The organism is Odoribacter sp. N54.MGS-14 (assembly GCF_000980295.1).
In the GTDB taxonomy this organism is placed as follows: Bacteria; Bacteroidota; Bacteroidia; order Bacteroidales; family Marinifilaceae; genus Odoribacter; species Odoribacter splanchnicus.
On record NZ_LARL01000033.1, the window covers coordinates 1 to 24770 of the forward strand.

General features: G+C 42.7%; 22 protein-coding genes and 2 tRNA genes. 12 read left to right on the forward strand and 12 right to left on the reverse strand.

Annotation, left to right across the window (positions count from 1 at the left end; genetic code table 11):
* The 8 genes from WS42_RS08170 to WS42_RS08205 form a co-directional block, all read left to right on the forward strand.
* A partial coding sequence (locus tag WS42_RS08170) for a DUF4270 family protein (RefSeq protein ID WP_046450964.1) occupies window positions 1-1320 on the forward strand: 1320 nt, incomplete at its 5' end.
* 30 nt (window positions 1321-1350) lie between these two features.
* A complete protein-coding gene (gene bamG / locus WS42_RS08175; protein WP_229057682.1) occupies window positions 1351-2610 on the forward strand; it encodes a BamG family beta-barrel-assembly machinery protein in 1260 nt (419 codons plus the stop codon).
* A 93-nt stretch (window positions 2611-2703) separates the two neighbouring features.
* On the forward strand, window positions 2704-3798 hold the full coding sequence (locus tag WS42_RS08180) for a TlpA disulfide reductase family protein (RefSeq protein ID WP_217777955.1): 1095 nt from the start codon (window positions 2704-2706) through the stop codon (window positions 3796-3798).
* A 105-nt stretch (window positions 3799-3903) separates the two neighbouring features.
* Window positions 3904-6909 (forward strand): serine hydrolase domain-containing protein, encoded by a 3006-nt coding sequence (locus tag WS42_RS08185; RefSeq protein WP_022161223.1) that lies wholly within the window; start codon window positions 3904-3906, stop codon window positions 6907-6909.
* A gap of 152 nt (window positions 6910-7061) precedes the next feature.
* Window positions 7062-7754 carry a succinate dehydrogenase cytochrome b subunit gene (locus tag WS42_RS08190; RefSeq protein WP_013613384.1) on the forward strand — a complete coding sequence of 231 codons (693 nt, stop codon included), beginning with the start codon at window positions 7062-7064 and terminating at the stop codon, window positions 7752-7754.
* 82 nt (window positions 7755-7836) lie between these two features.
* Window positions 7837-9777, forward strand: a complete 1941-nt coding sequence (locus WS42_RS08195; RefSeq protein ID WP_022161221.1) for a fumarate reductase/succinate dehydrogenase flavoprotein subunit — start codon at window positions 7837-7839, stop codon at window positions 9775-9777.
* A gap of 75 nt (window positions 9778-9852) precedes the next feature.
* Window positions 9853-10614, forward strand: a complete 762-nt coding sequence (locus WS42_RS08200; protein ID WP_046450966.1) for a succinate dehydrogenase/fumarate reductase iron-sulfur subunit — start codon at window positions 9853-9855, stop codon at window positions 10612-10614.
* A 75-nt stretch (window positions 10615-10689) separates the two neighbouring features.
* Window positions 10690-11481: an alpha/beta fold hydrolase gene (locus tag WS42_RS08205; protein ID WP_046450967.1), complete on the forward strand. Its 792-nt coding sequence runs from the start codon at window positions 10690-10692 to the stop codon at window positions 11479-11481.
* Window positions 11482-11498: 17 nt separating this feature from the next.
* Here WS42_RS08205 and WS42_RS08210 read toward each other — a convergent pair whose 3' ends face one another.
* Window positions 11499-12566, reverse strand: coding sequence for a hypothetical protein (locus WS42_RS08210; RefSeq protein WP_046450968.1), 1068 nt, complete (start codon window positions 12564-12566; stop codon window positions 11499-11501).
* Window positions 12567-12686: 120 nt separating this feature from the next.
* On the opposite strand from WS42_RS08210, the gene WS42_RS08215 reads away from it, so the two are divergent.
* Entirely contained in the window at window positions 12687-13661 is a 975-nt protein-coding gene (locus tag WS42_RS08215) for a type I phosphomannose isomerase catalytic subunit (protein ID WP_013613379.1), read from the forward strand.
* Between the two features lie 79 nt (window positions 13662-13740).
* On the opposite strand, the gene pyrI is transcribed toward WS42_RS08215, so the two are convergent.
* From pyrI to WS42_RS08240, 5 genes are all read right to left on the reverse strand, one after another.
* Complete coding sequence (pyrI, locus tag WS42_RS08220) at window positions 13741-14196, reverse strand: aspartate carbamoyltransferase regulatory subunit (protein ID WP_013613378.1); 456 nt, start codon at window positions 14194-14196, stop codon at window positions 13741-13743.
* 79 nt (window positions 14197-14275) lie between these two features.
* Window positions 14276-15184: an aspartate carbamoyltransferase gene (gene pyrB / locus WS42_RS08225; RefSeq protein ID WP_013613377.1), complete on the reverse strand. Its 909-nt coding sequence runs from the start codon at window positions 15182-15184 to the stop codon at window positions 14276-14278.
* Window positions 15185-15430: 246 nt separating this feature from the next.
* Window positions 15431-16627: a bifunctional phosphopantothenoylcysteine decarboxylase/phosphopantothenate--cysteine ligase CoaBC gene (coaBC, locus tag WS42_RS08230; protein WP_046403074.1), complete on the reverse strand. Its 1197-nt coding sequence runs from the start codon at window positions 16625-16627 to the stop codon at window positions 15431-15433.
* A 127-nt stretch (window positions 16628-16754) separates the two neighbouring features.
* Entirely contained in the window at window positions 16755-17108 is a 354-nt protein-coding gene (locus WS42_RS08235; RefSeq protein ID WP_013613375.1) for a DNA-directed RNA polymerase subunit omega, read from the reverse strand.
* A 29-nt stretch (window positions 17109-17137) separates the two neighbouring features.
* Window positions 17138-17938 (reverse strand): outer membrane protein assembly factor BamD, encoded by an 801-nt coding sequence (locus tag WS42_RS08240; RefSeq protein ID WP_013613374.1) that lies wholly within the window; start codon window positions 17936-17938, stop codon window positions 17138-17140.
* Window positions 17939-18215: 277 nt separating this feature from the next.
* On the opposite strand from WS42_RS08240, the gene WS42_RS08245 reads away from it, so the two are divergent.
* Entirely contained in the window at window positions 18216-19466 is a 1251-nt protein-coding gene (locus WS42_RS08245; protein ID WP_013613373.1) for an aminotransferase class I/II-fold pyridoxal phosphate-dependent enzyme, read from the forward strand.
* A 100-nt stretch (window positions 19467-19566) separates the two neighbouring features.
* On the opposite strand, the gene WS42_RS08250 is transcribed toward WS42_RS08245, so the two are convergent.
* The 6 genes from WS42_RS08250 to WS42_RS08275 all read right to left on the reverse strand — a co-directional run bounded on the left by WS42_RS08250 (window position 19567) and on the right by WS42_RS08275 (window position 24427).
* Window positions 19567-20364 (reverse strand): M48 family metallopeptidase, encoded by a 798-nt coding sequence (locus WS42_RS08250; RefSeq protein WP_046450969.1) that lies wholly within the window; start codon window positions 20362-20364, stop codon window positions 19567-19569.
* 130 nt (window positions 20365-20494) lie between these two features.
* Window positions 20495-21544 carry a tRNA preQ1(34) S-adenosylmethionine ribosyltransferase-isomerase QueA gene (gene queA, locus WS42_RS08255; protein WP_013613371.1) on the reverse strand — a complete coding sequence of 350 codons (1050 nt, stop codon included), beginning with the start codon at window positions 21542-21544 and terminating at the stop codon, window positions 20495-20497.
* Between the two features lie 123 nt (window positions 21545-21667).
* Window positions 21668-22375, reverse strand: a complete 708-nt coding sequence (gene truB / locus WS42_RS08260) for a tRNA pseudouridine(55) synthase TruB (RefSeq protein WP_118102793.1) — start codon at window positions 22373-22375, stop codon at window positions 21668-21670.
* A 71-nt stretch (window positions 22376-22446) separates the two neighbouring features.
* Window positions 22447-23235, reverse strand: coding sequence for an undecaprenyl-diphosphate phosphatase (locus tag WS42_RS08265; protein WP_046403114.1), 789 nt, complete (start codon window positions 23233-23235; stop codon window positions 22447-22449).
* Between the two features lie 25 nt (window positions 23236-23260).
* Window positions 23261-23545 carry a DUF3098 domain-containing protein gene (locus WS42_RS08270; protein ID WP_013613368.1) on the reverse strand — a complete coding sequence of 95 codons (285 nt, stop codon included), beginning with the start codon at window positions 23543-23545 and terminating at the stop codon, window positions 23261-23263.
* 15 nt (window positions 23546-23560) lie between these two features.
* Window positions 23561-24427 carry a cell division protein FtsX gene (locus WS42_RS08275; RefSeq protein WP_013613367.1) on the reverse strand — a complete coding sequence of 289 codons (867 nt, stop codon included), beginning with the start codon at window positions 24425-24427 and terminating at the stop codon, window positions 23561-23563.
* A 129-nt stretch (window positions 24428-24556) separates the two neighbouring features.
* Between WS42_RS08275 and WS42_RS08280 the strand changes: the two genes are divergently transcribed.
* Window positions 24557-24629: transfer RNA gene (locus WS42_RS08280), tRNA-Gly, on the forward strand.
* 15 nt (window positions 24630-24644) lie between these two features.
* A tRNA-Leu gene (locus WS42_RS08285) sits at window positions 24645-24729 on the forward strand.
* Window positions 24730-24770: the final 41 nt, after the last annotated feature.

The following is a 24770-nucleotide window of genomic DNA, read 5'->3' on the forward strand; positions in this document are numbered from 1 at the left end:
ATGCGATTGATATTTTTTCTACTTATAGCTACGTTAGGACTATATTCCTGTAATAATGACCTAACTACCATAGGTCAGGATTTGATTAATAACGGAAACCATATTGAAGTACAAACTACCTTGTTGAAGGAAACAGGTACAATAAAAATAGACTCCTTTATCACCTCCAGCGGAAGATACGGTTCGGCTATTACGGAAATGTTCATGGGCCGCTATGCAGATCAATATAGTGGTGTCACGACGGCATCCCCCTGTTTTCAGATTGTTCCGGTTTCCCAACCGTCCATCAATTTCCGGTATTTGCTGGATTCGGTCACCTTCCATTTCAAAGTCGGGAAAAATATTTGGGGAGATACGACAGAAACAGCTACACCTCAGACATTTTCACTTTATCGTTTGGCCCGCCTGCCGGAATTCAGGACAGACCAAAACGACTACTTTTATAACCGGGATTCTATTCCATGGGGAGATAAACTGGCAACAGTCAGTTTTATTCCCAAAAGGATGATTATGAATCAGGTATATTTCAAACTCGAGAAGGATACGCTGACCGAAAGAATGTTTGCTATGATGCAAAACGACGATCCTATTTTCAGGCCGAACAGCAATAGTGAGATCAGCTATTATAAATTTATCAATTACTTTAAAGGTCTGGCTATTCAAAGTGGAAAAGACAACAATTGTTTGTTAAGCCTGGAAATGATCCCGGACAGTCTGTATATGCGGTTTCATTACCATAATGCAGACCAAAAGTATACTTACGATTTGAAGCTATTGAGTCAGAGAAATGAATACCAATATTTTAATGTAAAAAATATACCTTCGACAACTTATGGTTTCGAAGCTCTGACCGAACAGACAAAAGAAGTGAAATTCACAGAACATGACATGGCTATCGTTCAAGGGCTTAGTGGATACATGGTAAAAATGGTCCTTCCGGAACCCGATATTCAATCGACTTATAAAACCGTGGTAAAAGCTGAAATTGAAATAAAACCCCGGGTATGGGCTTCGCCGGAAGTTGCTTATCCATCGACGATCAGTGTTTATTATACGAATAAGATTAATGAAATAAAAGGTGTGGCTTATAACAGTACCAATAATCCCATTACCGGAAAATATATAAAAACTGAAAACAATGAAGAAGACAGGTATATTTTCGACATTACCGATTATTACCAAACAATTTCCCGGTATTCCAACTCCAAGGATGTCAGACAGCTGTTATTGACCATACCTAATTTAACCTCTTCTTTTAATCGTATGATTATAAAGGACGTGCCTGTATTGAGGGTATATTATGCAAGTTATAAAGACTAAACAAGAATCATTCTCCGATATCGAACAATTATGAAAAGAATATTCCTTATAACGTTCTTGTCTATATTTATTTTTAAGGTGTACGGACAGGATAACATCGGAACCCCATACTCTGTATATGGAATCGGTTTACAGACAGAAAATGCCGGTCCTTACAACGCTATGGGTGGAGTTGCGGCAGCTATGCGCGACAATGGCAATATCAATTATCTGAATCCGGCATCTTATACGGCCCTGGATACGACCCGGCTTTATTTCCAATTCGGTGTCACGGGCGAGTATGCCCATTTGTCTACCTACAAGGAAAATGCAAGTTACCGGGTGGCACAAAACACGGCATTCAACCTAGCATTCCGTCTCCATAAAAACATGTATATGTCTCTGGGATTCACAGAAAAATCGGATATCGGCTATGACCTGTCTTATATCAACGTGATCCCTGGAAGTTCGGATTCTTACTTCCAACAAAATATTCAGGGAGAAGGCGGACTGAATGACGTTTACCTCGGATTAGGCTGGAGATATAAAAATTTATCGATCGGTTTGAACACTTCTTTAATTTTCGGTAAGATCGAAAAACGTCAGACCCTGACCACGATGATCGAAGGTAGTAAAATTATCAAAACCAGTGAAAACAACCGTATTCACGATGTTTTGTTCACCCCCGGTATCCAATATACTTTGAATCTGTCTCCCAAATCCATTCTGACATTGGGATCGGCTTTCAATTTTACACAAAAACTAAGGTCCAAAACCGATTATATGGCTTATAGCGTCAATTCCAGTACTAACACAACCGAGATGCTCAACGATCTGACTTTAAAGCGGGGATATATCAAATATCCATTCCGTATTTTGAGCGGATTCGATTTCAGATACAACCGGAAATGGGATATTGCCGGAGACTATACGTTTCAAAAGATGTCTGTTTATGAAGAGTTCGGTAAAAATCAGGAACTAAAAGATTACCACAAAGCAGCCTTAGGGTTGTCCTGGACACCGGAGCGGCTGGGACGTTATTGGTGGCAGCGTAACAGTTACATGTTAGGAGGCTATTTTATTCATTCCGGCATCGATATTAAAAATGTAGATATCAATACTTACGCCATCACCTTCGGTTCTCAAATTCCTTTTTACACGGCCCGTAACGGAATCCTTCTCCTTGGCGTGGCATTCGATCTGGGCATCCGTGGAACAGAACAAAACGGTTTGATTCAGGAAAAATTTGCAAAGGTCCGTATTAATGTCGGCTTCAATGAATTTTGGTTTATGAAGCGAAAGATTAACTAAACATTAACATGACAAGACGATGCCCGAAGCATCGTTTTGTTATTTTTATCCCTATCTTTGTATTTGTTAATTTTTATCACAAACTCTAAAATCATGAAGAAAAGTTTATTATCTTTAGCTGTTATAGCCGTATCACTATCAGCCTGTGACACAACACCGAAATACAATATCAACGGGACTATCACAGGAGGCGAAGCGAATAACGTCTATTTATTACAACGTCAGGGACGTACGATCGACACACTGGCCAAAGCTCCTGTAGCCGAAGGTAAATTCAAACTGACAGGTAGCGTTGCCGGGCTGACCCCAGCTTTTATCGCCGTTGAAGGACAACGGGGACAGAATCTCATTTTTGTAGAGAATGCCGATTTTACTGCAAACTTAAATCTGGAAAATCCGACAGCTACCAAAATCGAAGGGACTGCCACCCAAGGAATAGCCAATCAGTATACCGCAATCTCAAACGAAATGGGTAAAATGGCTAATGAGCTGAACCAAAGTTACAGGACTGCCTACCAGGAAAAAGATGAAGCTAAAATGAAAGAATTGCAGGAGCAGTACGAGAACTTAATGAAAGATTATGAAGCTAAAGAAGATGCTATAAACAAAGCGAATGCAGACAGCTATGTCGCTGCTTATATTTTAGCCGGCAAACTCTACGAATATGATTATGAAAAACTAGTCGAAAAATTCAATACCCTGGGGGAAAATGCCAAAGCAACAGAACCGGGAAAAACAATCGCCGACAGAATCCAAAAATTATCTGCAGTAGCTGTTGGCCAGGTTGCTCCTGATTTTACTTTGAATACTCCCGACGGAAAACCGCTGTCTATGCACTCTATCAAAGGTAAAGTAAAAGTGATCGATTTCTGGGCATCCTGGTGTGGCCCTTGCCGTGGAGAAAATCCCAACGTAGTGAAAATGTATGAGAAATTCCATCCGAAAGGACTCGAAATTCTGAGTGTATCTCTGGATGAGGATAAAGATGCCTGGTTGAAAGCGATCGAAGATGATAAATTGACCTGGAATCACGTTTCCGACTTGAAAGGATGGCAAAATGCAGCTGCACAACTTTATTGTGTAAATGGAATTCCTCACTTGGTTGTATTGGACGAAAACAATGTTATTGTTGCCAAAGATTTGAGAGGAGAAGAATTACAAAATAAAGTAGCTGAATTGTTGAAATAATTTAACATTCATTAGCATACAACAGAGGGTATCGTCAACACGGTACCCTCTGTTTTTTCGTACATTTGCGGGAATATTTCTAGTTAGCAAGTACGCATTCCGGATATGAAAGAAAAAATCATTTTACTGTTTATAGGTCTTCTGGTATTTCAGGGGAGTTATTCCCAACCGGCCGAAGCATCCCGGCATTCCTGGGCCGATTCGGTCCTCCACCAAATGAGTCTGGATGAAAAAATAGGCCAACTCTTCATGATTGCGGCCTACAGCAACAAGAACGAAAATTACGAAAACGAACTGGAAAAACAAATCCGGCAATATCACGTCGGAGGGCTCATTTTTTTTCAGGGGAAACCGACTCAGCAAGTCAAACTAACCAACCGGTATCAAAAAGCAGCGAAATATCCTTTAATGATCGGGATGGATGCGGAACACGGAGTAGGCTGGCGCCTGGAAACTGCGATGGAATTCCCCAAAATGCTGACCAACGGGGCTATCCGGAAAGATAGTCTGATTTATGCTTTGGGAGCAACTATCGCCCGGCATTGCCAGGAACTAGGGGTTCACGTAAACTTCGCCCCGGTAGTAGATATCAATAGCAATCCCCGGAACCCGATCATCGGAATGCGTTCTTTCGGCGAAGACCCGGAGGAGGTTACCCAAAAAGCGATCTTATATGCTTATGGCTCTTTGAGTCAAAACGTGCTTCCCGTCATCAAACACTTTCCGGGGCATGGAGATACCGATACCGATTCTCACCATACCCTGCCTGTCATCCCACATTCCCGCCAACGCCTCGACTCTGTCGAACTCTATCCTTACCAGCATCTGATCGAAGCCGGCATTCCGGCGGTTATGGTCTCCCATCTGGCGGTTAAATCGATAGATTCGACAGGCATTCCGGCTTCTCTCTCCAGCCCGGTCATTCAGGAATTGTTACGCCGGGATCTGAACTTCTCCGGCCTGTGCTTCACCGATGCCATGAATATGAAGGGGGTAACCCAAAATTCCCAGCCCGGCGAAGCAGAAGTAAAAGCGCTGCTAGCAGGTAACGACATGCTCCTTTTTCCGGCCAATCTGGGAAAAGCAGTGGAAGCGATCAAAAAAGCCCTGGCCGATAGCCTGTTGGACGAGCGGACGATCGATGAAAAATGCCGGAAGATACTGGAAGCAAAGCAAAAATATGTATTACCGAATGTTTATCCGGCCGAAACTCCGGGTCTATGGTCACGTCTCAACTCTCCTACCGACATAGCTCTGAAGCAACAACTTTACCAGGCAGCCATCACCCTGATTAAAAATACAGACTCTTTACTTCCCCTCAAACGCCTGGATACCCTCCGTATCGCCAGTCTGAATTTCGGAGCCAGAGCAGTAAACAATTTTCAAACGACACTGGAACGTTATACTCAAGTCACTCACTTCGTAGCAAACAAAAAATTATCGGACGAAGAACTCCGGAATTTGCAAAAAAAGCTCCAACCTTTTAATTGTATCATTATTTATAATAATCTGAGTACGAATTCGGCTCAAAAAGATTTCGGTTATTCGCCGGTCTTAGATACCCTGATCCGGCAGCAAACCGGCAAGCGAATCATTTTATGCCATCCGGGCATCCCATACGGTCTCGCTTCCTACGCTTCCCTCCCGACCGATGCTTTATTGCTCAGCTACGAAAATCATCTTTATGCCCAACAGTATGCGGCACAAGCCATTTTCGGAGGCATAGCAATGACTGCCCGGCTCCCGGTTTGTGTAAATCCGGATTATCCGGCCGGTACAGGTATTCAAACGCCCAAAACCAGACTGAGTTATACCAGTCCGGAGATGTGCCGCCTGGATTCTGAAAAATTAGCCAAAATCGACTCCATCTGCCAACTGGCGGTCCAGGCACATGCCACCCCCGGCTGTCAGGTGCTGATTGCCAAAGACGGTAATATCTTTTACAATAAGGCCTTCGGTCATCATACCTACAAACAAACGACTCCCAACAAAACATCCGACATTTACGATTTAGCCTCCGTAACCAAAATCACAGCCACCCTACCGGCCATAATCAAACTGTACGATTCCCGGAAAATCAATTTGGCGGCTCCGTTGTCGGACTATTATCCTCCATTAAAAGAGACCGATAAAAAAGACATCACCGTACAGGAAGTACTATGCCACAATGCAGGTTTGAAAACCTTTCTGCCTTTATTTACGGATGCTATCGATCCGAAATCGCTCCCCGGACCTTTATTTACCAGCAAACGGACAGCGCACAACACCACCCGCCTGAAAGACAGGTTATATGTAAATCTCAATTATCGGTTTAAAGACAGCACGGTCTCCAATTCCCCGAAACCGGGCTATAAATACATGGAACCCGGACTTTATATGTTCCCGGCCTACCAGGACACGATCCGGTCCTGTATACTTCATTCACCGCTAAATCCTAAAAAAGAATATGCCTACAGCGATTTGGGGTTTATTCTTCTGAAATTCGCAGTGGAACATGTAACTGAAAAATCGTTAGACCAATACTGTCAGGAAGAATTTTATCGGAAATTAGGTATGCACCATACCGATTTTCTTGCTCACAAACGCCTGAATAAAAATAATCTGGTTCCTTCGTGTGTCGATAAACTTTACCGCAAAACGGAACTCAAGGGCTATGTACACGACCCTGTCGCAGCGCTGCTCGGTGGCATTGCAGGACATGCCGGTCTCTTTTCAACAGCAGAAGACCTGGCCAAAATGATGCAATTGTATCTGAACGGAGGAACCTATGGAGGAGAATATTATTTTTCACCCGAAACGATGGTCACCTTCAGCTGTAAAAACAATCTGTTTCCTAAAAACCGCAGAGGCCTGGGTTTCGACAAACCCGAACCGGATCAAACCAAGATCAATCCGGTCAGTAAGTGTCTCCCTTTGACCAGCTTCGGACATACCGGTTTCACGGGGATTATGGCCTGGTGCGATCCGGATAACAAGCTGTTATACCTATTTTTATCCAACCGGACTTATCCCGACGAATTTAACACAAAATTATCTGAAATGAATATACGGACCCAAATACAGGATATTATATATCAGGCTTTGGAAGAAAGTAAAATCAGGTACAATTAGTTTTCAAAGTATTTCAGGCCCCGTTTTTATTACAGAAAAAATTCCGAATTTAGAATCATTCTAATGTATTAAAATAGGGTAAAGTTAAAGAAAAAGGATACTTTTGCAGGATTAAAGGGTATTAAACCAGTTATTAATAAATAAAACAAATTATGAGCAATTTTTTGACCTCTTCGATCGGAAAAAAAGTCATCATGAGTTTATCGGGACTTTTTCTGATTTCGTTTCTTTGCGTCCACCTGGCGCTAAATTTATTGTTGATTTTTGATAATAGCGGGGCCTTATTCAATCAGGGAGCTCATTTTATGGCTACGAACCCGATTATCAAAATTATTGAACCCATCCTGGCTATCGGGTTTATCATTCACATCATTTGGGCTTCTGTACTGACTCTTCAGAATCAGAAAGCGCGTCCGGTGAAATATGCCCTGAGAAACCAGAGTCAAAATGCCACCTGGGCTTCCCGCAACATGTACATTCTGGGAGCAATGGTGTTGATCTTTCTGGTGATCCACCTGTATAATTTCTGGTGGAACATTAAATTCCCGTCTTTGGGAACTCCGTTGTCAGCCATTACAGTCGGAGGTGTTGAAATGGAAGATACTTACACATTGGTTTCCAGCTTATTCGAATCAAGCATTGTATACTGTTTGATTTATATTCTGGGAGCCGTTTTAGTAGGATTACATATCACTCACGGTTTCTGGTCTGCTTTCCAAACTATCGGTTTCTCAAATGATATCTGGAGAAAGCGTCTGGAATGTTTAGCTTATTTCTTTGCAATTGTATTTGCAGTAGGCTTCAGCATTATTCCACTGTATTTCATCGCAGGACTGGGAAACTAATTATTTATGATCGATGATTGATAAATTCGGTTTTATCAATCTAAAGTCTGGAATCAAAATTTAAAATTTAAATCAATTTATTATGTCAGTAATAGATGCTAAAATACCTGCCGGACCGTTGAAAGACAAATGGTCAGCTCACAAAGCTCATATTGGTGTTGTCAGCCCGGCAAACAAAAAGAAACTGGATGTTATCATTGTAGGTACCGGACTAGCCGGAGGTTCTGCAGCTGCCAGCTTAGCCGAATTAGGATACAATGTAACTGCTTTCTGTTATCAGGATTCTCCCCGTCGTGCACACTCTATCGCCGCACAGGGAGGTATCAACGCAGCCAAAAACTATCCCAACGATAACGACTCTGTATTCCGTTTGTTCTACGAAACCATCAAAGGCGGTGACTATCGTGCCCGGGAAGCCAATGTATATCGTTTGGCAGAAGTAAGCAACTCCATTATCGACCAATGCGTAGCTCAAGGTGTTCCTTTTGCCCGTGAATACGGCGGATTACTGGCCAACCGTTCTTTCGGTGGAGCTTTGGTAAGCCGTACGTTCTATGCCCGTGGCCAAACCGGACAGCAATTGTTGCTGGGATGTTACGGAGCCATGAACCGTCAGATTCAGGCCGGTAAAGTAAAAATGTACAACCGCCACGAAGTGCTGGATATCGTGATCGTCGACGGTAAAGCACGCGGAGTAATCGCCCGGGATCTCGTTACCGGAAAAATCGAGCGTTTCGGAGCCCATGCCGTAGTGTTGGCTACCGGAGGTTATGGCAATGTATTCTTCCTGTCTACCAATGCGATGGGATGTAACGGTAGTGCAGCCTGGCAAGCTTACAAACGTGGTGCTATGTTCGGGAACCCCTGCTTCGTGCAAATTCACCCGACTTGTATTCCTGTACACGGAGACCAGCAGAGTAAGCTGACCCTGATGTCCGAATCGCTACGTAACGACGGCCGGGTATGGGTACCGAAAAAAATCGAAGATGCTAAAAAATTACAGGCAGGCACTTTAAATCCGAACGATATACCCGATGAAGACCGGGATTTCTATCTGGAACGCCGTTATCCGGCATTCGGGAATCTGGTACCCCGTGACGTCGCTTCACGTGCTGCTAAAGAAAGATGCGATGCCGGATTCGGAGTCAACAATACAGGTAAAGCCGTATTCCTGGACTTTAAATATGCTATCGCACAATTAGGCCGGGATACTATTGAAAAACGATATGGTAACCTGTTCCAGATGTACGAAAAAATCACCGCTGTGGATCCTTACAACAATCCGATGATGATCTATCCGGCTATCCACTATTCTATGGGCGGACTTTGGGTAGATTACAACTTGATGACTACGATTCCCGGATTGTACGCTATCGGCGAATGTAACTTCTCGGATCACGGAGCAAACCGTTTAGGGGCCTCTGCCTTGATGCAGGGACTGGCTGACGGTTATTTCATTCTGCCGTATACCATCGGCGACTATCTGGCCAAAGAAATCCAGACTCCGAAAATCAATACCAATACCAAGGAATTCGACGAAGCTGAAAAACATGTCACCGACCGTCTGCGTCGTTTGTATGACATCAAAGGAACGAAATCTCCGGATCATTTCCATAAAGAACTGGGACACATTATGTGGGAATACATCGGTATGGCCCGTGAAGCTGCCGGTTTGAAGAAAGCCATCGAACTGATCGCCGAATTGAAAAAAGATTTCTATAAAAATCTGCGCATAACCGGTGAATTTACAGCGATGAACAACGAATTGGAAAAAGCAGCCCGTGTCGCCGACTTTATAGAACTCGCCGACCTGATGGCTCACGATGCTCTCGATCGGAATGAATCTTGCGGCGGACACTTACGGGTAGAATCGATGACCGCAGAAGGTGAAGCCAAACGGGATGACGAACATTTTAAATATGTTTCTGTATGGGAATACAAAGGTGAAGATAAAGCACCGGAACTCCATAAAGAAGAATTAGTGTTCGAAAACATCCAACTTACTCAACGTTCTTATAAATAAATAATTTACGATTTGTGATTTACGGTTCAGGCTTATACCCCGATCGTAAATCCGAAATCAAAAATAATATTGGTTATGGCAGATAAAATATTAAAAGAACTGACTCTGAAGATCTGGCGGCAAAAAGACGCTAAATCAAAAGGCGAGTTTAAAACATATAAAGTTCACAATATTTCTACCGGCACTTCATTTCTGGAAATGCTCGATATTCTCAACGAACAGCTGGTAGAACAAAACGAAGAACCGGTAGCATTCGATCATGACTGTCGTGAAGGTATTTGCGGTACTTGTAGTCTGTTCGTCGACGGCCGTGCTCACGGACCGGACGATGACGTAACTACCTGTCAATTGCACATGCGCCGTTTCGAAGACGGAGCTACTATAACGATCGAACCCTGGCGTTGCGGCGCTTTCCCGGTAATCAAAGACCTGATCGTCGACCGGAAGGCTTATGACAAGATTCTGCAGGCCGGAGGTTATGTTTCTGTCAGCACCGGTGGAGTTCCTGATGCCAATGCAATTCCAATTGCTAACGATAAAGCGGAAGAAGCTATGGACGCAGCAGCCTGTATCGGATGCGGTGCCTGTGCGGCTACCTGTAAAAACTCTTCAGCTATGCTGTTCGTGGCAGCAAAAGTTTCTCAGTTAGCTTTATTGCCACAGGGAAAAATTGAAGCTGCCCGCCGGGCTAAAGCCATGGTGGCTAAAATGGACGAACTCGGATTCGGAAACTGTACCAACACCGGCGCTTGTGAAATGGAATGTCCGAAAAGTATTTCCATCGCTCATATAGCACGCCTGAACCGCGAATTCCTGAAAGCAAAACTGAAAGGCTAATATACATTGTCTTTATTTGGAAAAAATGCTATCTTTCGGGGTAGCATTTTTTTATCGGTAAACCCAAAGCCTGATATGCAACTCTTCTATCGTGAAAAAGGTATCAATACGCATCCGCCCCTCATCATCCTTCACGGCCTATGGGGAGCTTCGGACAATTGGCTGCCCGTAGCCGATCTATTGAGCCACCGGTTCCATGTCATCCTGCCCGACCTGAGAAATCACGGCTGTTCTCCGCATTCTTCATTATTCGATTACACCATTTTGAGCCAGGATACGGAGGAATTGATCGGGCGACTGAATTTACCCCAAAGGCCTTTTCTGGCGGGACATTCCCTAGGAGGCAAGACATTGATGCATTTAGTATTGAAACGTCCGGAAATCGTCGAAAAAGCGGCAATCATAGATATCTGCCCGCAAGCCTATACTTTAGACAAGCAGACTATGCACCGAAGCCTGTCGGAATATATCCTGACTACCCCGCTTCAAAATTTCCACCGACGTCAGGAAATACATCGAGCGGTCCGGGAATATTTTTCTACAGAAGAGGAAGTTCAGATTTTACTAAAAAATATCCGAAAAACTCCTCAGGGATACGAATGGAAGGTGAATGCGAAAGCGATCCGGGAAAATCTATCTTCTCTGCTGGATTGGAATATACCCGATATCCGGTCTCCTTATCAGGCCGAAATTTTATTTATAAAAGCCGAACATTCGGACTATTTACCGGAAAAAATAACCGAAGCCACCCGATATTATTTCCCGAAGGCCCGGCAAAAAACTATTCCGGAGGCAACCCACCGGATACACGCAGACCAGCCTCTTCGGCTGGTCCACACTTTATCAGATTATTTCCTCTCTCCCTGATCGTTTCACCTGCCCTTTTATTCCCAAAGGAATCCTCTGGAAAAATAGGTGACAGCCTGCAAATTAGCAGAGCTATATTCATCATTGATCACATCCACGCCGGGTTCGAACATCAAGGCGGTCAACCGTACCCGATAACTCTCGCCTTTTATCAGTTCGCCGATCCGGTTTACCTCGCCGGAAGTAGTCGTATTGATCGTCATTCCGGTACTCGTAGCCGGTTGAATCCGGCTGACAAAATAAGGTTGGGTCAAATCCCTTTTCTTTGAAAAGATCTCTACCCGATAATAAATATCGGGGTTCTGGTATGAATTCCAGGAAACCTTCAAAGCCCCGGTTCCCAGTTCGGTAATCGCCTCCAATCCACTTTCACTCAAAGTACGCTGAGGCAGATTCTGACTATAGATGGTATCCTGTAACTTCAGTTGTGTATTTTTTCCTATCCGCAAATAGAAGCGCACTTCCCGTTTCTCTCCGCCGAAATCGACATAATCACCGCTCTGGGGTTGTCTCTCACTCCAAAAATACCCGTGATTTTCCACCGGGATAGATTTCCCGTCGGCAGGAATCAAAGCCACCTCTTTCACATTTTTATTTCCCCGCACATCGACTCCGATATACGTTTTAAACTGATTCCCGTCCGTATATTCGTTTACTAAAAAAGCGTCGGCAGTCAGTTCGCCGAGATACCCGGGATCGGTCGTATATTTCCGTTCTCCTTGCGCATTCACAATAGTCTGAATATAATCCGGTCCACTCCGCTGCACATTCCAAACTATAGAGTCCCCATCGTCCAGATCCATCGTAATCTGATTATCCCCACCTGTCCAGGTACCGATAGCATGTACCCTCCGTCCGCCGAATTCCATCATCTTTAAAACACCTCCTTTTTCAAAGCGGATCACTTCCAATAAATCGGACTGTCCCATCCCGTATTTATCCCCCAACCAGGCATTGTAATACCAATACTTTCCTGTCAATTCGGACATATTCATGATCGTATCGTCTTTTCCATCATCATCGCTACAAGCATACAATACACAAGCCCATCCGACTCCTAACAGTAATTTTCCCCATTTCATCATCTTCTTTGTTTTTAAACTAAAATAATCTTCAAATTTCAATTTCCCGTTTTAATAAATTATACCTTTGCAAGGTACAATTTTTATGCCGGAAATAATATATCAATCTATAAAATTAGTCTTATGTTATATCCTTTAAAATTTAAACCGATCCTCAAACAAACGATCTGGGGCGGAGACAAACTAGCTTACAAAAGTAACGACCCGAAAGTAAAAGAATCTATCGGCGAAAGCTGGGAAATTTCAGGAGTACAAGATAATATCTCGGTCGTATCCGAAGGGGCACTCGAAGGGAATTCCCTGCAAGAACTGACTGAAATCTATATGGGAGATCTGGTAGGAGATAAAATCTATGAAAAATTCGGTATTGAATTTCCTTTGTTAATCAAATACATCGATGCCCGGGACAATCTTTCCATCCAGGTACACCCGGACGACGCAACCGCAAAAGCCCGTCATAACGCCTATGGAAAAACAGAAATGTGGTACCTGGTAGGTGCTGACCGGGATGCCGAACTGATTATGGGTTTCAATAAAGATACCGACAAATCGGAATACCTTACTGCCCTGCACAATCATACACTGCCTGTTCTGCTGAACACCGAGAAAGTCGAAAAAGGAGACTGTTTTTTCATTCCGGCAGGTACGGTACACGCTATCTGCAAAGGCTGTTATATCGCAGAGATACAACAAACATCGGATATCACCTACCGGATTTACGATTATGACCGGCGGGATAAGAACGGTAATCCACGAGAACTGCATACCGAATTAGCTACCGATGTGATCAATTTCTGTGAACAAAAACAGCACAGCATCCATTATCATCAGCACGAAAATCATACCGAAGAACTGGTCAGCTGTAATTATTTTACGACAAATTATCTGAAATTCGACAAAGAAGTAGAAAAAGATTATATCGAGCTGGACTCTTTCGTTATTTATATGTGTCTGGAAGGTAATTTTACCCTGGTCTACGATGTCGATAAAACCGTGAAAGTAAATAAAGGAGAAACCATATTAGTCCCTGCAATCCTAAAAAACCTGTTTTTAATACCGGAAACAGAAGCTGAAATACTGGAAATTTATATCAGGTAAAATATAGGTTAGAAGGCAAAAAGCTATAGGCAAAAAAAGAATTTCTCTTAAGTGCCTATAGCTTTTTGCTTTTAGCTTTTTAATTCATTTCCATATGTTCCTGATCGGTCAATTTTTCGCAATAATGACATTTCAGGACGATCGGTGAATCCTTGACTACGGTAAACTTCGTTCTTACCTTTTCGTGATTGGTAATACATTTGGGATTCATACATTTGACAATTCCTTCAACCTTTTCCGGTACATTAACTGTCTTTTTCTCCACGACATCATAATCCCGGATGATATTGATTTTTGCAGAAGGAGCAACCAAAGCTAATTTGTTTACTTCATCATCTTCCAGAAATTTATCCCAGATTTTGATGATTGCTTTCTTTCCCAATTTACTACTCTTCAAATTAGCGCCGAAGGTCATTGCATTATCCATACCAGTGATTCCCAATACGTTGATCACATCGAATAATTTATCTGCCGGAATATGGTCGATCACTGTTCCGTTTTCTATAGCGCTTACTTGTAATTCTTTCTTTGCCATAATAAATCCTATTTATAATTTCAACATTTTGGTTTCCGATTTACGATTTTATCCTAAACCGTAAATTGCAAATCCTCCATTATTTCAATCCCAAAGCCTTGGAAATAATAGCCTGCCGTGCAAACACACCGTTACGGGCTTGTTCGAAGTAATAAGCTTTCGGATTTTCATCCACATCGACATCGATCTCATTTACACGAGGCAGCGGATGCAGGATACGCATATTCTCTTTTGCATTAGCCAACATAGCATTTCTCAGGATATACACATTTTTTACTTTTTCGTACTCCAATGGATCGGCGAATCGTTCCCGTTGTACACGGGTCATATACAGAATATCGGCTTTACCGATCACTTCGTCCAGTTCGGTATGTTCATAATAAGGGATATTCAATGCTTTTAAATGCAGTTTATAAGCTTCCGGCATCTGCAAGGATTCAGGAGCGACAAAATGGAACGTCGGATGGAAATGACTCATAGCTTGTAATAAAGAATGTACCGTCCGTCCGTATTTCAAATCCCCGACCATACAAATATCCAAATTTTCCAAAGTCCCCTGAGTTTTGTAAATAGAATAAAGATCGAGCATTGTCTGCGAAGGATGTTGGTTTGCTCCGTCTCCGGCATTTACCACAGGATGAACCGCAACTTCACTGGCATATCTAGCAGCCCCTTCTACCGGATGCCGCATCACGATCAAGTCAGCATAATTATCTACCATCTTGATCGTATCCTTCAGAGTCTCTCCCTTGGTGACACTCGAAGAAGAAGCATCTGTAAAACCGATAATACGCCCCCCCAAACGGTTGATCGCAGTCTCGAAACTCAACCGGGTACGGGTAGAAGGTTCAAAAAATAAGGAAGCCACTACTTTACCTTCCAATAAACGCTGATTCGGATTGGCTTCGAATTCAGAAGCCAGTTTCAGTACTTCCAGAATCTCTTCTTTGCTGTAATCTTCGATGGATACTAAGCTGTGTGTGTTCATATCGCTATATTTAATGTTTGTTGACTAACAGACAAAAAAAAACCAACAAGTCTAACGACAATGTTGGTTTAATAAATCTTTATCAATAAATCGGCGATTCTGTCTGAAATGCTCGACAGTATGTTTAAAAATTCCGATATACAGATGTTCTGATTTCATATCAGAGCTCAAAAGTATATAAAAATTTTATATCCGTAAAATTTTTATCGCTCAAAAATGAAAAATTCCGAAAAATAGCCGTAACCCTCAGCCCAACTGTACGATCCGATCGACAATATCGTGAGCGACTTCCTTTTTACTTTTCAGTTCATATTGCCATTGCACCTCATTCCGGTCGATGATAGTCACCTTGTTGGTATCATAACCGAAACAGGCATTGCTATCTTTCAAACTATTCAAAACGATCAGGTCGAGATTCTTTTTGTGCAGTTTCCGCAGGGCATTTCCTGTTTCATCGTCCGTTTCGAGGGCAAACCCCACCAATACCTGTCCCTTTTGTTTCCGGCGCCCCAATTCGGCCGCAATATCACAGGTCGGCTTCAATTTCAACACCAGCTCTTCTTCCCCTCTTTTTAACTTCAGGTCTGCCTTCCGGTCGGGAGTAAAATCGGCCACAGCCGCACAGGAAACGATAATATGACTGTCTTCCGCATAGTTCATCACCTGTTCGAACATCTCCGCAGCCGATTCTACATTTATCCGCCGAATCGCCGGATGTTCGGTTTGCCGGGAAACAGGTCCGGCGACCAAAACCACTTCAGCTCCCCGGGCAGCGAACTCCTCAGCCAAGGCAAACCCCATCTTACCCGAAGAGTAATTCCCGATAAAACGGACCGGATCGATCTTTTCATAAGTAGGCCCTGCCGTCAACAATACCTTTTTACCCAGCAGATCACCCTGTCGTTCAAAATAACGATGGATAGAAGCGACGATCTCTTCCGGTTCAGCCATTCTTCCCTTGCCCACCAAACCGCTTGCCAGTTCACCGGCAGCAGGCTCGATCACCCGAACCCCGTAACTTTGAAGAATGTGCAGGTTCTGTCGGGTAGCAGGATGACGATACATATCCAGGTCCATCGCCGGAGCAACCATTACCGGACATTTGGCCGACAAATAGGTCGTCAGCAACAAATTATCGGCTATACCGTGGGCCATCTTTCCCAAGGTATTCGCTGTCGCCGGAGCAATCAGGTATAAATCGGCCCAAAGCCCCATATCCACATGAGAATGCCAATCTCCGTTTTCCGGATTATAAAACTCTACCATCACCGGATGTTTGGACAATGTAGCCAAAGTCAATGGAGTAATAAATTGTTTGGCCAATTCCGTCATCACCACCTTTACTTCTGCCCCTTCTTTCACTAACAGACGCACCAGAGAAGCCGCTTTATATGCTGCTATACTACCGGTTATCCCAACGATAATATGCTTTCCTTTCAACATCGTGAAAAAACAATTATTTCTAGATTTATGAATTACGAGTTTTCTTATTAACTAAAAATGTACCAATGTATCCTCCTTATTATCGGTACATTGGTACATTTACAAAACTGTACATTAAAATCACTGTTTAGAGCGATTTTTTCTCTTCTGTTTTTTTCTCCGTTGCCGGATTTCTGAAATAGATCTGCCCATCTTCGAATTCCTGGGTAGCAATAAGCACCGGTTTTGGGATCCGCTCATAAAATTTGGAGATTTCAATCTGTTCCCGATTTTCAAAAATCTCTTCCAGATTATCGGTATAAGAAGCAAACTCCTGCAACTTACGACTCAGTTCCTCCTTCATCTCGACAGCAATCTGATTAGATCTTTTGGCAATAATGGCCACAGCCTCATAAATATTATTATCGGCTTTTGCAGCCAATACGGCAGGGTTCCGTGTAATGGTGTTATTAGGTGCTTTTACCTTTTTAAAATCTACCATAATTGATTTATGTATTAATATTTATCTAATTAATCTTCGAACTTATAATTTTCCAAATAGGCCTCGATATCCTCATACATCTTCTTTACGTCGGCAGCATATCTGCTGTTCGGATATTCATCGGCAAAGTAATAATACTCTTCCCGGGCATTGTTATATCGTTCCACTTTCTTATCTTCGACACTATTCACCGCCATCTGATATTTCGATACGAACAACATATACATAATCTCTTCCCGGTATTTGGAGCCCGGATAATCCTTCAGACAATTCTGCAAACTGATAACAGCCGCTTTGTAATGTTCACGCAGGTAATAGTTTTTCGCACTCAAATAAGCTTTGTAAGAAAGCTTATCCCGCATTTCATCCATATAGGTATTTACCTTATCTTTTCGCATACTATACGGATAACGACTCAGATAAAGCTGGAATTCCCGGATAGCTTTTTCGGTAACCTGCTGATCCAAACGTGGTTTCGGGGAAGCTTTATAATCGCAAAATCCCATCATATAAAGACATTCTTCAGCAAATGAACTTTCCGGATAAGTCTGGATGAACTGCTTGAATAAATCGGAGGCAATCTGATAATCTTTCATATTATAACTACAAAAAGCCCGGTAATAAGCAATATTCTGAGCTTTTGCCTGCCCGACAAATACAGAACGGACACCATCCAACAAATTCATTGCTCTCTGATAATCGCCCTTGTTATAATACTCGATCGCTTTTTTATAGACCAGGTTGTAATCATTGCTTTTCAGCAGGCTCTGATACTCCCCGCAAGACGTCATAAGCACAATTACCAGTAAAAATCCCCAAAATTTCTTCATAAACGGAACGCTTTTTTTGCATCATGCAAAGATAGAGGAAAAAACAAAAAGTAAAAAGTAAAAGGTAAAAACTTTTCTGAGCTTCATTACTTTCAAGTATTTTTAATATTTACTCTCCACTTTTCACTAACCCTTCATACGCATTCTTCTTCCTACTCTAAGTAATTATACGTATTATGGTACATCTTTTACCTTTTACCTTTTACCTTTTACCTTTATTTATTACTTTTGCCAAGTTAAAATACAGTATTCTACAAATTTTCAAAATATTATCGACGTGGACATTTTTGAAAGAGTAAAAAAACAAAGAGGTAATATCGGCCAGTATGCCAAAGAAGCACACGGCTATTTCGCATTTCCGAAATTGGAAGGAGAAATCGGTCCCCGGATGATGTTCCGCGGGAAAGAAGTGTTAAATTGGAGTTTGAACAACTACATCGGTCTGGCAAACGATCCGGAAGTCCGGAAAGTCGATGCAGAGGCAGCCGCTCAATGGGGGCTGGCTTACCCGATGGGAGCCCGTATGATGAGCGGTCAGACTTCCCGCCATGAATACCTGGAATCACAGTTAGCCGATTTTGTCGGTAAACCGGACGCATTCCTGTTAAATTTCGGATATCAGGGCATGATTTCTATCATCGACTCACTGACTTCACGTTTCGACTGTATCGTTTATGACGCGGAGTCCCATGCTTGTATCATGGACGGTTTGCGTCTGTCGCCGGCCAAACGTTATGTATACGTACACAACGATATGAGCAGCCTGCGCAAACAGCTCGAACATGCCACGAAATATGTAGCGACTACCGGTGGAGGTATTCTGGTGGTTACAGAAGGCGTATTCGGCATGGCAGGAGATTTAGGTAAATTAGATGAAATCACTGCTTTAAAATCTGAATTCAATTTCCGCTTGCTGGTCGACGATGCCCATGGATTCGGAACAATGGGACCGACAGGTGCCGGTACAGGTGAACATTTCGGTGTTCAGGATAAAGTGGACCTTTATTTCGGTACTTTTGCCAAAGCTATGGCAGGTTTCGGCGCTTTCGTCGCCACAGATGAAGATGTATGTATGTCTTTACGTTATACCATGCGTTCACAAATGTTCGCAAAATCCCTGACTATGCCGATGGTCGAAGGAGCGATCAAACGTCTCGAGATGCTGAAAAGCCAACCGGAAAGACGCGAAAAGTTGTGGACCATCGCTCATGCTTTACAAAACGGTCTTAAAGCAGACGGTATGAATATCGGTATCACCAACTCGATGGTTACTCCGGTATATCTTTCCGGTAGTGTTGCCGAAGGAATGCAAGTCGTATTCGACCTGCGTGAAAATTACAATATTTTCTGTTCGATCGTCGTATATCCGGTTATTCCGAAAGGACAATTGTTGCTCCGCCTGATTCCGACTTCTATGCATACACTCGAAGATGTAAAATATACCATCAAGGCATTCAAGAATGTGGCAGAAAAACTGGCTAAGGGAGAATACAACAAAGAACTTCTGATCGACGCTAGTAAGCTCTAAAAAAATCAGGGATTAAAGATTCGGATCTATTTCCTCTGTTCTTTAATCCCTGTTTTTTACACCTTGATCATTTCACCCCCAGGTAAAGCCGGGTTTATCTTCATTTTTTATATTTCAAAACCTCAGGCATCAATGCTTTTATCTGCTCTATACGATGGGCATCCGAAGGGTGTGTAGACATAAACTCCGGTGGTTTTTGTCCCGATCCTGCAGAAGCCATCCGGGTCCAGAAAGGAATCGCCTCTTCCGGATTATATCCGGCAATCGTCATAAAAATCAATCCCAAACGATCGGCTTCCAACTCATGCTTCCGCGAAAAAGGCAAGATCACACCGTAATTAGCCCCTAAACCGATAGCAGTCCCCAAGAGTGCCTGAGTCGACTCCGATTTTTCTTTTAAAGCGTATGCAGCAGCAGTACTTCCAGCTTGTATCAACATCTGCTGACTCATCCGTTCGTTTCCATGCCGGGCAATCGCATGAGCAATCTCATGTCCCATCACAACAGCCAAACCATCATCACTTTCACAAACCGGCAAAATTCCTTCATACACGACCACCTTCCCTCCGGGCATACACCAGGCATTCATTTCAGGACTCTGTACCAGATTGAATTCCCACTGGTACCCTTCGATCTGCTTTTCCAATCCCTGAGATTTCAAGTAAGCTTCTACAGCGGCAGCAATCCGCGTCCCCACTTCCTTCACGCGACGGGTATCGTCTGTACGGGTAGATAACTTATTTTCTTTTAAAAAATCTCCATACGAAGTAAGACTCATCTGCATCATTTCACTTTCGGGCAGGAGTATCACTTGCTTCCGCCCGGTCAAAGGCACTGAAGCACACTGTACGAACAAGGTCAAAATCCCGACAATAACAGTTAATCTAAAGACTCTCATCGTTTCATCTTTTTTTTAATTCTCCAGGGTATATTGAGTTTAACGTTACATAAAAAAACAGGTTACAGGTTTAAAAACACATCCTCAAACCCATAACCTGTCCTATGCCATCCCTTTCGGGGAAATATATCTAAATAATCAACATCGCATCTCCGTATGTACCGAACCGATATTTCTCTTTTACGGCCAGATCATAAGCTTTCATCACCAGATCATAACCACCGAAAGCAGCCACCATCATCAAAAGAGTCGAATAAGGTAAATGGAAATTAGAAATAAAAGCATCCGGCACACTAAAATCATAGGGAGGGAAAATAAATTTATTTGTCCATCCATCATATTCGGTCAAACGGCCTTTAGTCGTTACACAACTTTCCAACGTCCGTACAACGGTCGTGCCTACTGCACAAATCTTATGGCGTTCGTCTTTCGCATCATTGACAATTTTCACGGTATCCCCCCCCACAATAATCTGTTCCGAATCCATTTTATGTTTTGTCAGATCTTCTACATCCACTTCCCGAAAATTCCCTAAGCCAACGTGCAAGGTGATATAAGCAAAATCGATTCCTTTGATTTCCATGCGCTTCATCAGCTCACGACTAAAATGCAAACCGGCTGTCGGGGCAGCAACAGCTCCTTCATAGCGGGCAAAGATCGTCTGATAACGTTCTTCGTCTTCCGGCTCCACTTTACGTGTAATCGTACGCGGCAGCGGAGTCTCGCCCAGGCCATACAGCAACTTCTTAAACTCATCGTATTCTCCGTCGAACAAGAAACGCAACGTCCGTCCACGAGAGGTGGTATTGTCGATGACTTCGGCAACCAAACTATCGTCTTCCCCGAAATACAATTTATTACCGATTCTGATCTTTCGTGCCGGATCCACCAAAACGTCCCAAATCCGCAGATCCCGATTCAATTCCCTCAACAAAAAGACTTCGATTTCAGCACCGGTTTTTTCCTTATTCCCATATAAACGGGCCGGAAAAACCTTGGTGTCGTTGAAAACGAATACATCCTTCTCATCAAAATAATCGATAACATCCTTAAATACCTTATGTTCGATCGTTCCTGTCTTCCGGTCGACTACCATCAAACGACATTCGTCCCGATTAGCAGAAGGGTGTTGAGCGATTAATTCCGGCGGTAATTTATATCTGAATTTTGATAATTTCATCTCTGCACTATTTAAATTAAACTCTTATCAAGTCATTTTAACATCCTGGTTTATACCAACAAAACATTGGAATATCTCCTTCTGTCTTTATGGAAATACCCCTGGCCTAATAAACGGCGCAAGTTACAACTTTGTTTGTAAAAACGCAACCAAATCCTCCATTTTATTTGCATCTTCCACCTGAAAACTTCCGATCTTTGTGCGGCGTAAACCTGCCAAGTAAGCCCCACTCTCACAGGCCTGACCGATATCGTTGGCCAAAGACCGGATATAAGTCCCTTTACTACAATTGATTCTTAACGTTAAATCAGGAAGATTAAAATCGATGATCTCCAATTCATTCACCACCACTTGACGTGCAGGCATCTCGATCTCATTCCCTTTGCGCGCCTTTTTATAAGCCCGGTCACCATCTACCCGGATAGCAGAATACGCCGGAGGGACCTGAGTAATGACTCCCCGAAACCGCTCCAGTACCCGATCTAAATAAGGGCGATCGATATGCCGATAAGGGAAATCCCCTTCCGGCAAAGTCTCTAAATCGAAAGACGGAGTCACAGCCCCGTAACATAGCGTCGCCACATATTCTTTTTCCTGAGCCATATAATCTTCAATCCGTTTCGTCCACTTTCCGGTACAAACAATCACCAAACCCGTCGCTAAAGGATCCAGAGTTCCGGCATGTCCCACTTTGATCTTCCCACAAGCAGACTTCAAACACCAACGAATTTTATTCACGACATCGAAAGAAGTCCATTTCAGAGGTTTATCTACCAGAATCAGAGCACCCGAATGAAAATCACCTTCTTCATTAAACAATATCTTACACACAATTTTTATATTTTCGAACCAAACCGAACAAGCGTAAAAATCATTCTATCACAAGCCCGTTTTCACTGCTCTCAATGAACAAACAAAATGATAATGCCTACTACAAAACAATATACGGCAAACCAGATCAACTTTCCTTTCTTCACCAGATTCAGCATCCAGCTACAAGCTATATATCCGGAAATAAAAGCAGCCAGGAAACCGACAACCAGCGCCAACATCGAAATACCACTCTCTGCAGGTGCAAAACCACCTTTCATCATGTCCAGAAAAGCCTCTCCCAAGATAGGTACCAACACCATCAAAAAAGAAAATCTCGCTACATTTTCTTTATTATTCCCCAGCAGAATCCCCGTAGCGATGGTGGAACCGGAACGGGACAAACCAGGCAATACGGCACAAGCCTGAGCCACTCCGATGATAAAAGCATCCCGAAAAGATATATCCGTCTTTAAACGGGGACGAGCGTAGTAAGCAAAGGCCAACAAACAGGCAGTAATTAAAAGAGCAACTCCCACGACCAATAATCCGGAACCGAAGAGAGCTTCCACATAATCTTTAAAGAAAACACCCACAATAGCCACAGGAATCATAGATAATGCGATTTTGGCAATATAAATGGTTTCCGGATTCCAGGAAAACCGAAAAAGACCTTTCAAAAGATCCCAAATCTCATTCCGCAACACCACAATCGTACTACAAACGGTCGCCGCATGAACGGCCACTGCAAAAGTCAGATTTTCTTCTCCCTGTATGCCGAAAAGCGTACTGAAAATCTGAAGATGCCCGGAGCTACTAACGGGCAAAAATTCTGTCAATCCCTGAATCAATCCAAGGACCAATGCTTCTAACCAAGTCATCATTTCTTATCCAACAATTTTATACCTAATCTTTCGTCCCTTCTTCCATTTCCTTTTTAGGCTTCCGCATAATCGCCCAAAAAACAAATCCAAAACCGATCAACACCACAATCGGAGCCAGCGTGATCCGACGGAAACTAAAAATATCATAATTAAACTCAGCCGGATTATCGGAACCTCCCCCCATCATCAAAATAAATCCCAGAATGATGATCCCGAAACCGATCAAAATCATCTTATAACTACTCACAGGAATCGGGAAATCGATCTTTTTTCCGGAAGTAGTATTTTTCAAATTATTCTTCACCATATTTTTAGTTTTGTTTTAATTGTACAAATCGTTCATGTCTTTATTCAGATATCTGGCAACCGACATCCAGGAAGAAACCAAAGAAAGCAATATACCGCAAACCATAACAAAAGCAACCATGATAATGATCAATTCTTTATTCATCAGATTGACTACACTCCCCACTTCTTTTTGCAAAAAGAATATGGCAGCCAAAAGAATCAGATTAGCGATCATACTCCCAAAGAAACCGAACCAAACACTATTTTGAATAAAAGGCTTACAAATAAAGAAAGGTTTTGCCCCGACAAGCTGCATCGTTTTAATCAGAAAACGCTGCGAATATACGGACAAATGGATGGTATTCCGGATCAAGGTAAAAGAAATCAGCATCAGTGCAGCCCCTGCTATCAACAGGATCAGACTGATACGCCGAACATTTTCATTGATCATATGCACCAAAGACTTCTGATAAGACACCTCCTGCACCAATTCGTTTTTTAATAAGCTCTTCTCGATAACAGTCAAGGAATCGTTATTGGCGTAAACGGGATTCAGCTTGATTTCTACCGAAGGCAAAAGCGGGTTATACCCCAATACGCCCTCGAAATCTTCCCCCAACTCCTCTTTAAATTCACGGGCAGCCTCCACTTTACTAATAAATACCGAAGACGAGACAAAAGGCTTTGTGTCCAGAATCTTTTGCATCTTTTTGATCTCGGCTTCATTTACATTATCCTTGACAATAATAGAAAAACCGATATTTTGTTTTACATGATCAGAAACCAATTTTGCATTCAGCAAAATGAACACTAAAATACCAACGACAACCAAAACCAGTGATATACTGAGTGTTGACACAAAATAGGAGCCTGCAATTCTCTTTTTTCTCTGACCAGTCATCTATCATTTGCATTTAAAAACACGACAAATATAGCAATTATATCCAATTATTTTTTACAAAATGTTTGTACAAACTAAAAAACGCCTTATATTTGCACTCGCAAAACAAAAAAAGTTCTTTAAACAGATGCGAAAATAGCTCAGTTGGTAGAGCACGACCTTGCCAAGGTCGGGGTCGCGGGTTCGAGTCCCGTTTTTCGCTCTCTCGCAAGAGGATGCTCGAGTGGTGGAATCGGTAGACACGCAGGACTTAAAATCCTGTGGCCATTGCGGCCGTGCGGGTTCAATTCCCGCCTCGAGTACAATTAATAATCAAAGAGTTAGATCAGATCTAACTCTTTTT